Origin of the sequence: Rhodococcus sp. USK13 (genome assembly GCF_018343855.1) — a bacterium.
GTDB classification, from domain to species: Bacteria; Actinomycetota; Actinomycetes; order Mycobacteriales; family Mycobacteriaceae; genus Rhodococcus_F; species Rhodococcus_F oxybenzonivorans.
In genome coordinates this window covers 949422-962339 of sequence record NZ_CP069242.1, presented here as the reverse complement: position 1 = coordinate 962339, position 12918 = coordinate 949422, and the positions used below count along the sequence as shown (strand labels likewise).

The 12918-nt window shown below is 66.3% G+C and carries 13 protein-coding genes; 9 read left to right on the top strand and 4 right to left on the bottom strand.

Annotated features, from left to right (window positions below; genetic code table 11):
- The first annotated feature begins 56 nt into the window (after positions 1 to 56).
- The 3 genes from JQT59_RS07235 to JQT59_RS07225 all read left to right on the top strand — a co-directional run bounded on the left by JQT59_RS07235 (position 57) and on the right by JQT59_RS07225 (position 2432).
- Positions 57 to 1022 carry an ABC transporter substrate-binding protein gene (locus JQT59_RS07235; protein WP_213575552.1) on the top strand — a complete coding sequence of 322 codons (966 nt, stop codon included), beginning with the start codon at positions 57 to 59 and terminating at the stop codon, positions 1020 to 1022.
- Positions 1023 to 1092: 70 nt separating this feature from the next.
- On the top strand, positions 1093 to 1911 hold the full coding sequence (locus JQT59_RS07230; RefSeq protein ID WP_213575551.1) for a DUF2786 domain-containing protein: 819 nt from the start codon (positions 1093 to 1095) through the stop codon (positions 1909 to 1911).
- Positions 1908 to 2432, top strand: coding sequence for a TIGR04338 family metallohydrolase (locus JQT59_RS07225; RefSeq protein WP_213575550.1), 525 nt, complete (start codon positions 1908 to 1910; stop codon positions 2430 to 2432). Before JQT59_RS07230 ends, JQT59_RS07225 begins: the two co-directional genes overlap by 4 nt.
- Positions 2433 to 2472: 40 nt before the next feature.
- On the opposite strand, the gene surE is transcribed toward JQT59_RS07225, so the two are convergent.
- Positions 2473 to 3240 carry a 5'/3'-nucleotidase SurE gene (gene surE, locus JQT59_RS07220; RefSeq protein WP_213575549.1) on the bottom strand — a complete coding sequence of 256 codons (768 nt, stop codon included), beginning with the start codon at positions 3238 to 3240 and terminating at the stop codon, positions 2473 to 2475.
- The gene (locus tag JQT59_RS07215) at positions 3237 to 4184 is read right to left on the bottom strand and encodes a 1-phosphofructokinase family hexose kinase (RefSeq protein WP_249354191.1); all 948 of its coding nucleotides are present in this window, start codon (positions 4182 to 4184) and stop codon (positions 3237 to 3239) included. The genes surE and JQT59_RS07215 overlap by 4 nt, the downstream gene beginning before the upstream one ends.
- A 178-nt stretch (positions 4185 to 4362) precedes the next feature.
- Between JQT59_RS07215 and JQT59_RS07210 the strand changes: the two genes are divergently transcribed.
- Entirely contained in the window at positions 4363 to 5157 is a 795-nt protein-coding gene (locus tag JQT59_RS07210) for an LLM class F420-dependent oxidoreductase (RefSeq protein ID WP_213575547.1), read from the top strand.
- Positions 5158 to 5225: 68 nt separating this feature from the next.
- On the opposite strand, the gene JQT59_RS07205 is transcribed toward JQT59_RS07210, so the two are convergent.
- Positions 5226 to 6440, bottom strand: coding sequence for an acetyl-CoA C-acetyltransferase (locus tag JQT59_RS07205; protein ID WP_213575546.1), 1215 nt, complete (start codon positions 6438 to 6440; stop codon positions 5226 to 5228).
- 283 nt (positions 6441 to 6723) lie between these two features.
- Between JQT59_RS07205 and JQT59_RS07200 the strand changes: the two genes are divergently transcribed.
- Together JQT59_RS07200 and JQT59_RS07195 are read left to right on the top strand one after the other, a co-directional pair.
- Positions 6724 to 8538 (top strand): ABC transporter substrate-binding protein/permease, encoded by a 1815-nt coding sequence (locus JQT59_RS07200; protein ID WP_213575545.1) that lies wholly within the window; start codon positions 6724 to 6726, stop codon positions 8536 to 8538.
- Positions 8539 to 8542: 4 nt separating this feature from the next.
- Positions 8543 to 9268 carry an amino acid ABC transporter ATP-binding protein gene (locus JQT59_RS07195; protein WP_213575544.1) on the top strand — a complete coding sequence of 242 codons (726 nt, stop codon included), beginning with the start codon at positions 8543 to 8545 and terminating at the stop codon, positions 9266 to 9268.
- Between the two features lie 12 nt (positions 9269 to 9280).
- Here JQT59_RS07195 and JQT59_RS07190 read toward each other — a convergent pair whose 3' ends face one another.
- A complete protein-coding gene (locus JQT59_RS07190; RefSeq protein WP_213575543.1) occupies positions 9281 to 9964 on the bottom strand; it encodes a FadR/GntR family transcriptional regulator in 684 nt (227 codons plus the stop codon).
- Positions 9965 to 10042: 78 nt separating this feature from the next.
- Between JQT59_RS07190 and JQT59_RS07185 the strand changes: the two genes are divergently transcribed.
- From JQT59_RS07185 to JQT59_RS07175, 3 genes are read left to right on the top strand one after another with little or no spacing between them, the layout of a single operon-like run.
- Positions 10043 to 10795: a (Fe-S)-binding protein gene (locus JQT59_RS07185; RefSeq protein ID WP_213575542.1), complete on the top strand. Its 753-nt coding sequence runs from the start codon at positions 10043 to 10045 to the stop codon at positions 10793 to 10795.
- The gene (locus JQT59_RS07180; protein ID WP_213575541.1) at positions 10792 to 12270 is read left to right on the top strand and encodes a LutB/LldF family L-lactate oxidation iron-sulfur protein; all 1479 of its coding nucleotides are present in this window, start codon (positions 10792 to 10794) and stop codon (positions 12268 to 12270) included. Before JQT59_RS07185 ends, JQT59_RS07180 begins: the two co-directional genes overlap by 4 nt.
- The gene (locus JQT59_RS07175; protein WP_213577481.1) at positions 12270 to 12881 is read left to right on the top strand and encodes a LutC/YkgG family protein; all 612 of its coding nucleotides are present in this window, start codon (positions 12270 to 12272) and stop codon (positions 12879 to 12881) included. Before JQT59_RS07180 ends, JQT59_RS07175 begins: the two co-directional genes overlap by 1 nt.
- The last annotated feature ends 37 nt before the right edge of the window (positions 12882 to 12918 follow it).

Genomic DNA, 12918 nt, shown 5'->3' with positions numbered 1-12918 from the left:
CTCACTCTATAAGGTTAGGATCGCCTTTCTTCGCCCCTTCGAACTCGAGGTACGACATGCGCGCAACTACGTGCTCCCCGGAAGTGACCGAGGCCCAGTGGCAGGAACTCGTCGCTGCCCTTACTCGACGGCAGTTCGGAGCCGGTCTCGGTGCGGCCGCACTCGCCGCGCTGACCGCCGCCTGCGCCCGGAGCGGCACCGATTCCGGCACAGGCGCCGAGGGAAGTCGCACCATCACCCATGCCATGGGAACCACCGTCGTCAGCGCACGTCCCACCCGCATCGTTGCACTCGACAGCCTCCCCATCGACACCGTCGTCAGCCTGGGCAAAACACCGGTCGGCGCCGCCCAGGCCGGATCGGCGGACGGGCTCCCCGCCTACCTCGGGACCGGCCTCGAGAACACCGCGGTGGTCGGATCGATCGCCGAGCCGAGCCTCGAAGCGATCGCGGCACTGCGCCCCGACCTGATCCTCAGCAGCAAGCAACGCCACGGTGAGCTGTACGACTCACTCGCCGCGATCGCGCCCACCGTCTTCGCGGTCTCGCCCGCGGTCGACTGGCAGGGAACGATCACCTTGTTCGCCGAGGCGATGGGGGAGCAGGACACCGCCGCAGAGAAGTTGGCGGCCTTCCACGCCCGGGCCGCCGCGGTACGCGCGCGACTCGGTGCCGGTGGCCGCACCGCCCACATCATCCGGGTGATGGACAACGGCCTGCGTTTACACGGACCGGAAACCTTCGCCGGTTCGGTACTGACCGAGGCCGGGTTCACGATCACCGGTCAGACCTGGGACGCGAAGAACAACATGTCCGAAATCTCGCTGGAGCACGTGAACCAGGTGGACTCCGACATCGCCTTCGTCGCCAACACCCTGCCGCCGGGCGAGCTGGGGATCGCCCCGGAACTCGTCGCGCAGATGGGGGCGTCTCGACGCGGCGGCGTCCACCAGACCAATTACCGCACCTGGATCACCGGCATCGGTCTCGGTGGAGCGAATCTGATCCTCGACGACCTCTAGGCGCTCCGCGCCCGTGCGCGGTCGAGGAGTGTCCGGACTCGTCAACCACTCACGGGCGTAGCCTGCCCTGGTGAGTTCCGACAAGATGCTGACCCGCATCGGTGGGCTGCTCCGGCAGGCGGAATCCACCGACAACCCGCACGAGGGTGAAGCGTTCATGGCCGCGGCGCAGCGGCTCGCGACCGCCGCCTCCATCGACCTGGCCGTGGCCCGGTCACACGCTGCGGGCAAGGAGAAGCGGGCTACCCCTACTCAACGCCTGATCACCATCGGGGAACCGGGCAAGAAGGGACTGCGCACCTACGCGCAGCTGTTTCTGGTGATCGCCGCCGCCAACGACGTCCAATGCGACATCGCACAGACGTCGGCCGTGATCTACGCCTACGGATTCGCCGGCGACATCGACGTGTGCGAGGCCCTGTACACGAGCCTGCTGATCCAAATGGTGAGGGCGTCCGACGCCTACATCAAATCGGGCGAGTACCGGAACGAGACGACGATGCGCACCCAGGTCGAGCAGCGCGGACGGCGTCGGGTCCGGACCACCGTGCGGCGACCGGTTGCGGGTGTGACCGCCCGGCTCAACTTCCAACTTGCCTATGCAGCCCGCATCGGGCAGCGCCTCGCCGACGCGAAGAAGGACGCCGAGCACGAGGCGACGTCTGTTCCGGAGTCGTCGGCGGAGACGGCGCTGGTGTTGCGTGACAAGCAGCTCGAGTTGAAGGACTACTACTCCGAAAACTCCCAGGCACGCGGGACGTGGCGTGGAGCGCGCGCGTCGGCGGGTCATGCGTCGGGCGCTCGCCGGGCCGGGGACCGGGCCGCACGGACGGCGCGGTTGAGCAATTCACCCGAGCTGTCGACCGCACGAAAACGGATTCCGTCGTGAGGCGCACCCGCGACACCCAGCGTGCTGCCGTCTACGAGGCGGAAGCGTTGGTGCGCACGATGTTCGATCGCGCCGACGAGCGTGGGCTGCGCGTCGTCGACGTTCTGGGGTCACAGGTGACGCTGCCGGTGGAGCGGAAATTCGCGTCCATCGAGTCGGTGCAGGACTACGTGAACCGGGTGCTCGCTCTCAACTGGGTGCGGGAGACGTGGGCGCGAGCCGCCACGCCGATCCATGTGCGTGCGAGGGCGGGCAACAACGCCGCGCACTACGAAAGTGACTGCGCCACCATGGCCGTCCCCGAGTACCGCAGCGGCAAAGCCTGGGCATTCCGGGAACTGGTGGTTCTGCACGAGATCGCACATCACCTGGACCCATCCGACCCCGACGATCCGATCACCGCGGCACACGGACCGGAGTACGTCGACCGCTACCTCACCTTGGTGGGTGAAATCATCGGCCCGGAAGCAGCGTTCGTCCTGAGGGCCATGCTGCTGGCGGGTGGTGTGCGGCTGAGTTGACGCCAGAGACGACAGCGACCCGCACAGCGGGATCGCCCGGTCAGCGTGTCCAGTTCAACGTGCTGATGTCCACGTCGACCGCCTCGAAAGGTGCCCTGAGCGCGGTCGCGCTCGCCCAACCACGAACGAGGACACCGGCATCGGTCTCCTCGGAATTCTCGTTGTCGTCGGCGTGAATTTCGGCGAAAGTGACGGTCACGAACCCGTCGTCCGCTTCACCGACGTTCGCCTGGACGGCGCCGAATGCCGCGAGCGGGGCCGGGCGCAGCCCCTTCAACTCGTCGAGCGGAATGTCCGGTGCGTTCACATTCAGCACCGTGCCCGGGGTGCCGTTCTCGACGATCCAGTCCAACGCCTGCCGGCACACGACTTCGGCGGTGTCCCAATGCCTGGGGTTCGACGTGGCCAGCGACACCGCCAACGCCAGCGTGCCGTGCGTGGCGCCCGTCAGCGCCGCCCCGACGGTCCCCGAATGCAGAATCGCATGACCCGTGTTGGGGCCGTGATTGATTCCCGACAGCACGATGTCCGGCGGCGGCCCGAACGCACCGCTCGTCGCCACGAAACTGATGAGCGCGGGGGACGCTTCTACCGCGTGGACCGCCACCCCGGGAAGGTCCGGGAACTCCCGGCTCGACATCCGGAGCCGGCCGTTGCTCTCCAACGCGGTCAGCGACGCGCTCGCACCACTGCGTTCCTCGTGCGGGGCCGCGACCACAACGTCGAGTCCGGCGGCGAACGCCAACCGGGCGAGCAGGTTGATACCGTGACTGTCCACGCCGTCGTCATTGGTGACCAGAGCCCTCACTGCTTCTGCCCCTCCGACTCGGTCATCCGCCGCACCCGAATATTCTCGACCATCTTCGCGATCAGGTCCGGTTGTCCCGTTGCGAGACCACGCCGCGTCACGTTCACAGCGCCGGCGGCGGCGCCGAACTGCAATGCGTCGTTCATCGATTTGCCGCGGGCCAAGGCTGCGGCGATACCGGCGGTCATCGAGTCTCCGGCACCCCGGTGGTCGACGATATTCATGGGCGGAATCAGGACCTCCCAGATGTCGCCGTCGACGAGGGCCATCGCCGGATCTCCTGCTCGTGAGACGACGACGTGGTCGGCTCCTTCCGCCGCAAGTGCGTGCATCGCTTCGGCGAGATCTTCCGGCTTCTCCGACTGCGCGCGCCCGTCCTCGATGAGATCTTCGTGGCTCACCTTCAGTACGGTCAGGCCACCCTCGAGGGCCGCCGTCATGGTGGGGCCGGACAGGTCGGCAACCACCGGAACCTTCAACGCCCGAAGATCTCCCACCAACCGGGTGTAAATCTCCGGGGGCACCACATTGTTCTCGTGTGGGCCGCCGAGCACCGCGACATCCGCTGTGATTCCCTCGGCCAGCGACCCGCCGAACAAGTCGTCGACCTCGTGCCGAGACAGGACACGTGGGCGGACCTCGGCCAGCGGCTTCCTGTCACCCCCACGGCGGTCGTGCACATAGGACCCGTTCTCACCGGCCGTGGAAATCGCGCGGACCTTTATACCTTCACGCTCGATGAGGGACTGGAGGATGCCCCCCGTCTCGCCACCGAACACCCCGCACAACGTGACGTCGAGGCCGAGCGTCGCCGCCATCCTGGCAATCCATACCCCCTGCCCACCGGCGTGCACGTGCAGTTCGGTGCTCTCGTCCGGGGCGGCTTCGATCGTCACCGTCAGCAAGGGCGACGGTGCGAATACGAAGGCGGACACAGCACTCATCGGGTCGAACCTCATCTCGGTCGTCAACGGTCTGGCCTGCCGTCAAGTACCCGGGAGGTGACCGGTTCACACCGACTCGGTGGCCGTACCCCGTCGAGGCGAGCAAGATGGATTCGTAAACGACCTGCACGCACGGGCCCTCGACACAGGGCCGCCGCACTCATTCGAGGAGCCACGTATGACCCGTTCAGTTCGAATCGGTGTCCAGATTCAGCCGCAACACGCGCCCGACTACGGACTGATTCGCGACGCCGTTCTGCGGGCCGAAGACGCCGGCGTCGACATCGTCTTCAACTGGGACCACTTCTACCCGCTGTACGGCGACCCGGCCGGTGCCCACTTCGAATGCTGGACGATGCTCGGAGCATTCGCCGAACAGACGGAACGAGTGGAAATCGGTGCCCTCGTCACCTGCGCCGGCTACCGGAACCCGGACCTGCTCGCCGACATGGCCCGCACCGTCGACCACATCAGCGGGGGACGGCTGATCCTCGGGATCGGTTCCGGATGGTTCGAGCGCGACTACGACGAGTACGGGTACGACTTCGGTACCAAGGGGTCACGGCTGGACCTGCTGGCCGAGTACCTGCCACGGATCACCGCCCGGTTCGGCAAGCTCGAACCCGCGCCCACGCGGCACATCCCCATCCTCATCGGGGGCGGCGGCGAGAAGAAGACACTGCCCCTCGTCGCACAGTACGGCGACATCTGGCACAGCTTCAGCGACATCGAAACCCACGCGCGGAAGTCGGGCATCCTCGCCGACCGCTGCGCCGACCACGGTCGCAACCCCGACACCATCGCGCACTCCACGTCCTGGCCGGGCTCGGACGAAGCGGCCGCCTACGTCAACGCCGGTGTCACCCTGTTCACCGTCGGCACCAGCGGACCCGACTTCGACCTCACCGAACTGAAGGAAGCCATCGCGTGGCGGGACGAGAACACCCCGCCGCCGCTGTCCGGCCTCGCATAGGCGCTCCGCACCCGTGAGTGGTTAACGAGTCTCTGCACTCGTTAACCACTCACGGGCGGCGCAGCGGCCTACAGCCGTTCGAGGACCATGGCCATGCCCTGGCCACCGCCGACGCACATGGTTTCGACGCCGAACTGCTTGTCGCTGGACTGCAGGTTGTTCAGCAGGGTCGCGGTGATCCGGGCACCGGTCATACCGAACGGGTGCCCGAGGGCGATCGCACCGCCCGAGACGTTCAGCTTGTCCTCGTCGATGCCGAGTTCCCGCGCCGACCCCAGCACCTGCACGGCGAACGCCTCGTTGATCTCGAACAGGTCGATGTCGGAGATACCCATCCCGGCGATGGCCAGGGCCCGCTTGGTGGCCTCGATCGGGCCCAACCCCATGATCTCCGGCGAGAGCCCGGACACCCCGGTCGACACGATCCGGGCCAGCGGGGTCAACCCCAACTCCTTGGCCTTGGTGTCGGACATGATCACCAGGGCGGCGGCACCGTCGTTGAGCGGGCACGCGTTACCGGCGGTCACGGTGCCATCCGGCCGGAACACCGGCTTCAGCTGCGACACGGCCTCGTAGGTGGTGCCGGCGCGGGGGCCGTCGTCCTTCGACACGACAGTGCCGTCGGGCAGTGTGACCGGGGTGATCTCCCGCTCGAAGAAACCACTGTTGATGGCCGCCTCCGCCCGGTTCTGCGAGCGCACGGCCCACCGGTCCTGCTCTTCGCGGGTGATTCCGGTGATCTGGGCGACGTTCTCCGCGGTCTGGCCCATCGCGATGTAGGTGTCCGGGACCAGGCCCTCCTCCCGCGGATCCACCCAGGCTTGCCCGCCCTGGGCGAGCTTCTCGGTGCGGGTCTGAGCGTCGGCGTAGAGCGGGTTCTGGGTGTCGGGCAGCGAGTCGGAGTTGCCCTTGACGAACCGGGAGACGGTCTCGACACCGGCGGAGATGAACACATCGCCCTCGCCAGCCTTGATCGCGTGCAGCGCCATCCGGGTGGTCTGCAAAGACGAGGAACAGTACCGGGTGATGGTGGTGCCGGGAATGAAGTCGTAGCCCAACTGGACGGCGACGTTGCGGCCCATGTTGAAGCCCTGCTCACCGCCGGGCAGCCCGCAACCCAGGATCAGGTCGTTGATGTCGGTGGGATCGAGGGCGGGCACCTTGTCGAGCGCCGCCTGCACCATCTGCGCGGCCAGGTCGTCCGGGCGCATGCTCTTGAGCGATCCCTTCATGGCGCGACCGATCGGCGAACGGGCGATGGAAACGATGACGGCCTCGGGCATGAGGAACTCCTACCGATTCGATTCTAAGCGAATGCTTATTTTCTAAGCGTTTGCATATATTGACTGTCGGGCTCATATCCTGTCAAGGCCTGCGGCCGCCTACGCTCAGCAGCTGTCACGGGTCTGACGGCCGGATTCACGGGTCGCGCGCCGCCCGCCGTGCTTCGTCCATCACCCTCACCGCTTCCTCCTGTATGTCTGCCAAACCAGGGGGAGTGACGGGCGTCGCTCACGCGTCTTCCGACCCCGCTCATCAGCCACCGCCGGGGTTACGCTGCTCACCATGTTTTCTTCCGTGGGAGCGAAGATCCGTGTGGTGGTGGCATTGTTGCTGACCGCCCTGATGGCGCTGACCCTGTCGTCGTGTTCGAGCGACAGTAGTTCTTCGGGGGCGGCGCCACAGGATCTGTGTGCACCACCGGGTGTCGGCGCCGCGACCGCTGCGCCCACCAACCTCGACGCGTCGGCGGGCGCCGGCGCGGAAGACCGCTACACCACACCCGATGTCACCCCGCTGGAGCAGATCGATACATCGAAGCTGAACCTCATCACCCCCGGCGTTCTGACGGTGGGCACGCTGTCGGACGCACCGCCGAGCATCTGTGTGAACGCCGAGAACCAGTTCACGGGATACGACAACGAACTCCTGAAGGCCGTCGCCGCGAAGCTCGGTCTGCGCGTCGACTTCGTCGGCACCGAATTCGCCGGACTGCTCGCGCAGGTGTCGGGGCGACGGTTCGACGTCGGATCATCCTCGATCACGACGACGGACGAGCGGCGTAACACCGTCGGCTTCACCAACGGCTACGACTTCGGCTATTTCTCCCTCGTCGTCCCCAACGGCGGACCCATCAAGGGCTTCGACGACCTGAACTCGTCCACCCGCATCGGTGTCGTGCAGGGCACCGTTCAGGACGACTACGTCGTCAACACACTGAAGCTCGACCCGGTGAAATTTCCCGACTACGCCACGGCGTATGCGAACTTGAAGTCGGGGCAGATCGACGCATGGGTGGCGCCGTCGCAGCAGGCGGAAGGCGCCATCGCGCCGGGAGATCCGACGTCGATCGCGCAGAACACGTTCAGTGTCAACAACTTCGTCGGGTGGGCCGTCGCGAAGGAGAACCAGCCTCTGATCGACGCGCTGAACTCCGGTCTCGACGCGACCATCGAGGACGGCACGTGGGCGGAACTGTATTCGGACTGGGTGCCTCGCGAACTGCCCGAAGGATGGAAGCCCGGCAGCAAGGCGGCGCCGATGCCGGACCTGCCCGACTTCGCGGCGCTCGCCGCCGAGAACATCGAAACCGACGCCGAGACCCCGGTGAATGAGCCGAAGTCGACACTGGCACAGCTGAAGGACACGTTCTTCGACTGGGACCTGTACGCGCGGGCATTCCCCGATCTACTGAAAACCGGCCTGCCGAACACCCTGATTCTCGCGTTGGCGTCCGGCATCGTCGGCACCGTGCTGGGCATGCTGCTCGCGATGGCCGGGATCTCCCGCACGCGGTGGTTGCGGTGGCCGGCGCGGGTCTACACCGACGTGTTCCGTGGGCTTCCCGCCGTGGTGATCATCCTCATCGTCGGGCTCGGTGTGGGACCGGTGGTGAGAGGACTCACCGGAAACAACCCGTACTGGCTGGGGGCCGCCGCACTGTCGCTGCTGGCGTCCGCCTACATCGGTGAGATTTTCCGGTCCGGAATCCAGAGCGTCGAACCGGGGCAGCTCGAGGCCGCCAGGGCCCTGGGTTTCAGTTACCGCAAGTCGATGACCCTGGTGGTGATCCCGCAAGGTGTGCGACGGGTGCTGCCCGCACTGATGAACCAATTCATCTCCCTCATCAAGGACTCGTCGCTCATCTACTTCCTCGGCCTGCTCGTCACGCAGCGCGAATTGTTCGCAGTGGGTCGCGATCTCAACGCGCAAACCGGAAACCTGTCGCCCCTCGTCGCGGCCGGCCTGTTCTATCTCGCTATGACGATTCCGCTGACACACCTCGTCAACTACATCGACCACCGTCTGCGCACCGGCCGCGCCGACACGTCCGGCACGCTCGATCCGGTGGAGCAGTCCATCGTCGTGGAAAGGGGATAAGGCGATGGCCGTCTCTCTCACTGGCACCAACCTGCATCTCGCATTCGGCACCAACAAGGTGCTCCGCGGCGTCGACATCCACGTCGACGCGGGGGACACCGTCACCGTGATCGGCCCGTCCGGTTCCGGAAAGTCCACCCTGCTCCGAGTGCTCAACCGCCTACACGAACCCGATCAGGGCGATATTTTGATCGACGGCAAGTCGGTGCTGAAAGACAACCCGGACACGTTGCGGCAGCAGATCGGCATGGTGTTCCAGCAGTTCAACCTGTTCCCGCACAAGACCGTCGTCGACAACATCGCACTCGGCCCACGCAAGCTCAAAGGCCTGTCCAAGGAGGAGGCGCGGACGCTGGCGCTCGAACAGCTCGAGCTCGTGGGGCTGGCGCACAAGGCCGATTCGCGGCCGGGCAACCTGTCCGGCGGTCAGCAACAGCGGGTCGCGATCGCCCGGGCGCTGGCCATGAAACCCGAGGTGATGTTCTTCGACGAGGCCACCTCCGCGCTCGACCCCGAACTGGTGAAGGGGGTTCTCGCGTTGATGGCCGACCTCGCCAAGGGCGGCATGACCATGGTCGTGGTCACCCACGAAATGGGCTTTGCCCGTGAGGTATCGGACACGGTGCTGTTCATGGACCACGGTGCTGTGGTCGAAACCGGTACGCCTGAGCAGCTTTTCGACAAACCCCGGACCGATAGACTGCAGCAGTTCCTGTCCCAGGTGTTGTAGGCCGCTGCGCGCCTATCGAATCAGCCCGTAGAACCCCTCGATGTGTTCGCGGACGAGGGTGGACGCCTTGGTGCCGTACCCACGGCGTAGGGCGGTGACGATGGCGCGGTGCTCGCAGCGCAGGTTCTGCGCGACCTCGTTCCAGTCGTCGAGCTGCGGGACGGCCTGCATGACGTAGCCGGAAATCGATTCGCGGAGCGAGACCATCATGGCCTCGACGAGGACGTTGCCTGCGAGCGCGGCCATCGCGACGTGCAGATCGGCGTCGAGCCGGTGGAAGGCCTCCGGCGTCAGGGTTTCGTCGTCCATGGCGTCGAGTAGTGCATCAAGCCCCTGCAGGTCGAGTTCGCCTGCCCGTTCGGCAGCCTCCTGCACCGCCCACGACTCCAGCAGGATGCGTGTCTGGACGACGTCGCGGATCGGCAGGGTCTGCGTGGCCATGTGCAGTCGCAGGGCCACTCCGATGGACGCGGCGGGATCTGCCGCCACGATTGCCCCCGAGTCCGGACCCGAACCCACCGCCGTGCGGACGATGCCCATCGCCTCCAGCACTCGGATGGCCTCCCGGACGGAGGAGCGGCCGACCCCGAGCTCTTCGGCGAGCGCACGTTCAGCGGGCAATCGGCCGCCGACCACGAGTTTTCCGTCCGACAGATCCCGCTCGATCCGCTGCAGGACCACCTCGTGTGTACGCACAGTCGGAGTTTACCTGGTGTGGTCTGACCACAGTGCGCTACTGTGGTCAGACCACAGCCCACCCCGGTTGGAGGACCGATGAAGATCGCCTTGTTCGCCACATGCCTGGCGGATGCCCTGTTTCCCGACTGCGCCACCGCCACGGTCCGGCTGCTCGAACGCCTCGGCCACCAGGTGGTGTTTCCGCCGAAGCAGACGTGCTGCGGGCAGATGCACGTCAACACCGGTTACCAGGCCGAGGCGCTTCCGCTGGTCCGCCATCACGTCGAGGCGTTCGAGAGCGAATCCTGGGATGTGGCGGTCGCGCCGTCCGGTTCGTGTGTCGGGTCCGTCCGTCATCAGCATGCAATGGTGGCGCGGCGCTACGGTGACGAGTCCCTCGCCTCGCGTGCCGAGGATCTCGCCGCCCGGACCTACGAGCTGTCGGAGCTGCTGGTCGACGTTTTGGGTGTCACCGACGTCGGCGCCTACTACCCGCATCGCGTCACCTACCACCCCACCTGCCACTCGCTCCGGATGTTGCGGGTAGGCGACAAACCCGTGCAACTGCTCCGCGCGGTTCGCGGAATGACGCTGATCGAACTTCCCGCCGCCGATTCCTGTTGCGGTTTCGGCGGAACCTTCGCCCTGAAGAATTCCGACACCTCGACGGCCATGCTCGCCGACAAGATGGGCAACGTGCTCCGCACCGGCGCCGAGGTGTGCAGCGCCGGCGACTCGTCCTGCCTCATGCACATCGGCGGCGGACTGTCCCGGCTGCGCAGTGGGGTGCGCACCGTCCACCTCGCCGAGATCCTGGCGAGCACCGAGAAGATCGGGAGCAACGCATGACCACGTTCCTCGGCTCACCCACCTTCCATGCCGGCACCGGAAACATCCGGGGCACAGAATCTTTTCCCGACGCGGCGCGGAAGTCACTTGCCGACACCCAACTGCGCGCCAACCTGGGGGCGGCAACCACCACCATCCGAAACAAGCGCATCGCCGCGGTCGCCGAGGTCGACGACTGGGAGGAGCTGCGCCGAGCGGGCAGTGCACTGAAGGCGCAGGTAATGTCGCGGCTGCCGGAACTGTTGGTGCAATTCGAGGAAAACGTCACCGCCCGTGGCGGAATCGTCCACTGGGCGCGCGACTCGGAAGAGGCCAATCGGATCATCACCGACCTCGTCCGGGCCACCGGATCCGACGAGGTCGTGAAGGTCAAGTCGATGGCCACCCAGGAGACGGGCCTGAACGAGTACCTCGAGGAGAACGGGATCGCGGCGATCGAGACGGATCTCGCCGAGCTCATCGTGCAACTCGGACACGACAAGCCGAGTCACATCCTGGTCCCCGCCATCCACCGGAATCGCGCCGAAATCCGGGAGATCTTCTTGAAGTCGATGCCGGACATCGATCCCGGCATCACCGACGATCCGCGGGCGCTGGCAATGGCCGCCCGGGCACACCTTCGGCGAAAGTTCCTCTCCGCCAAGGTGGCGATCAGTGGTGCCAACTTCGGTATCGCCGAGACGGGGACGCTGGCGGTGGTGGAATCGGAGGGCAACGGACGGATGTGCCTCACCCTTCCCGACACCCTGATCACGCTGATGGGCATCGAGAAGCTGTTGCCCGCGTTCACCGACCTCGAAGTCTTCATGCAACTGCTTCCCCGCTCGTCGACGGCCGAACGCATGAATCCCTACACCTCCATGTGGACCGGCGTCCATCCCGGTGACGGACCGCAGAACTTCCACGTCGTCCTGCTCGACAACGGTCGCACCAACGTTCTCGCCGACGACGTGGGACGCTCAGCCCTGCACTGCATTCGGTGCAGCGCCTGCCTGAACGTGTGTCCCGTCTACGAGCGGGCGGGCGGCCACGCGTACGGCTCCGTCTATCCCGGGCCGATCGGCGCGATCCTCAGCCCGCAACTCACCGGCACCACCGGCCACGACGACCCCAATGCGTCACTGCCCTATGCGTCGACACTGTGCGGTGCGTGTTTCGACGCGTGCCCCGTTCGCATCGACATCCCGAGCATCCTGGTGCATCTGCGGGCCGAGCAAGTCGATTCGGAACGGCGCGGCCTCCCCGGCGGGCAGGACCTCGCGATGAAGGCCGCCGGCTTCGTGATGGGATCCGAGAAGCGGTTCGCCGCCGCCGAGACGGCGTCCAAGATCGGCCGAATGCTCGGCGGGAAGAAGGGACGCATCACGTCGCTGCCGTACCCGGGATCGAAGTGGACGTCGAGCCGAGACCTGCCCTCCCCACCGAAGGAAACCTTCCGGCAGTGGTGGGCCCGCACCCATGAGGACACCGAATGATGGACGCCCGCAACGCTATACTGGCCAGGATCCGGTCGGCGATCGCTGATGCACCCACTCCCGAACCTGTGCCGCGCGACTATCACCGGAAGCCGATATCCGGTCCCGGAGACGTCGAGAAGTTCACCCACACCGTCGACGACTACCGAGCCCAGGTCCATCGCGCCGACGAGAGGACGGTCGCCGAGGTCGTCACCGGGCTGATCCCAGAAGGAGCGCGCGCCGTCGTCCCAGCGGATCTGCCGGAGTCGTGGCGACCACGACGTGGCGTCGTCGTCGACGGTGCACCCGCGGAATTGTCGACGCTCGAACTCGACGCGATCGAGGTCGTCGTCACCGGGTGCACTCTGGGCATCGCGGCCACCGGGACAATAGTTCTCGACGGCGGCGTCGGTCAGGGCAGACGGGCACTGACCCTGGTCCCCGATCACCACATCTGCGTCATCCGTGCCGACCAGATCGTCGACACCGTGCCGCAGGCCTTCCACGCCCTCGACCCGACCAGGCCGCTCACGTTCATCAGCGGCCCCAGCGCCACCAGCGACATCGAACTCAACCGCGTCGAAGGCGTCCATGGCCCCCGCACCCTGGACGTCGTGATCGTGCGCTAGCGCCTGTGCGTGGCCGGCGAGTCCACAGACTCGTTAA

What these genes read in the sequence shown, in the direction of transcription:
- JQT59_RS07235 (WP_213575552.1), top strand. Translation starts at nt 57, where the DNA reads ATGCGCGCAACTACGTGCTCCCCGGAAGTGACCGAGGCCCAGTGGCAG.
- JQT59_RS07215 (WP_249354191.1), bottom strand. Translation starts at nt 4,184, where the DNA reads ATGAGTGCTGTGTCCGCCTTCGTATTCGCACCGTCGCCCTTGCTGACG.
- JQT59_RS07210 (WP_213575547.1), top strand. Translation starts at nt 4,363, where the DNA reads ATGACCCGTTCAGTTCGAATCGGTGTCCAGATTCAGCCGCAACACGCG.
- JQT59_RS07205 (WP_213575546.1), bottom strand. Translation starts at nt 6,440, where the DNA reads ATGCCCGAGGCCGTCATCGTTTCCATCGCCCGTTCGCCGATCGGTCGC.
- JQT59_RS07200 (WP_213575545.1), top strand. Translation starts at nt 6,724, where the DNA reads ATGTTTTCTTCCGTGGGAGCGAAGATCCGTGTGGTGGTGGCATTGTTG.
- JQT59_RS07195 (WP_213575544.1), top strand. Translation starts at nt 8,543, where the DNA reads ATGGCCGTCTCTCTCACTGGCACCAACCTGCATCTCGCATTCGGCACC.
- JQT59_RS07185 (WP_213575542.1), top strand. Translation starts at nt 10,043, where the DNA reads ATGAAGATCGCCTTGTTCGCCACATGCCTGGCGGATGCCCTGTTTCCC.
- JQT59_RS07180 (WP_213575541.1), top strand. Translation starts at nt 10,792, where the DNA reads ATGACCACGTTCCTCGGCTCACCCACCTTCCATGCCGGCACCGGAAAC.
- JQT59_RS07175 (WP_213577481.1), top strand. Translation starts at nt 12,270, where the DNA reads ATGGACGCCCGCAACGCTATACTGGCCAGGATCCGGTCGGCGATCGCT.